Annotated in this window: 1 protein-coding gene; it reads right to left on the bottom strand. The window is 66.2% G+C overall.

Translation table 11 applies throughout. The annotated features are described in order from the left end of the window. Window positions 1-784: oxidoreductase (locus AB4Y92_RS25120; protein WP_441822090.1), on the bottom strand; the 784-nt coding region annotated here is incomplete at both ends.

The raw sequence follows: 784 nt of genomic DNA, 5'->3' as shown, positions 1-784 counted from the left end.
GCATGGGTCAGCGCGCCACGCCCGAGTGACACGAGGTCCGCCTCGTCGCCCTCGATCATGGCCGCAGCGCGTTGCGGATCGTGCAGCGACCCGTTCGCCAAAACCGGAAGCCGGGCATGCATCCGCGCCAAGGCCGCCAGACTTGGCCCGGCATCGCCGAAGGCCGGGCGCCACCCCTCGAATTCGGTCGTATGGATGTAGTCGAGGGGAAGCGTGCCCAATGCGCGAAACACCGCCTCGGCTTCGCGGACACCTCCGATCCATTTGTGGAGGAAGTCGTTCACCTTGGCCTGCGATATTCGCATGCCGACGACATGATCCGCTCCCACGGCCGAGCGAACGGCCTCAACGACCTCGACGATAAGCCGCAGGCGGCCGGCTGTACTCCCCCCATAGCCATCCTGGCGCAGGTTGATGCCCTCGGTCAGGAATTGGTCGAGGAGGTAGCCGTTGGCACCGTGGATCTCGACACCGTCGAAGCCGGCCTCCCTTGCGAGCGCGGCCGCGCTGGCAAAGCCCGCGACCGCGTCACCGAGATCCACCTCCGACATCGCACGAGGAATGCGGTAGGGGCCACTGCCGCGATAGAACGCCATTTGCTCGCCCTTGGGACGCGGGGCGGACGGGCCGATGGTATGGTCCCGATAGATGTTGCCTTGCGCCAGGGCCCCGGCGTGCATCAGCTGCGCAACAATCCGTCCGCCTGCTTCATGAACCGTGCTGACGACCTGTCGCCACGCCTCGACCTGTTCGGCATCAGCGAGACCGGGCTGGTATTGGTAGC

It is taken from the genome of Lysobacter sp. TAB13 (genome assembly GCF_052113885.1).
Classification (GTDB): domain Bacteria; phylum Pseudomonadota; class Gammaproteobacteria; order Xanthomonadales; family Xanthomonadaceae; genus Lysobacter; species Lysobacter gummosus.
Note: the sequence above shows the minus strand (reverse complement) of the source record. Positions and strands in the feature narration are given on the sequence as shown.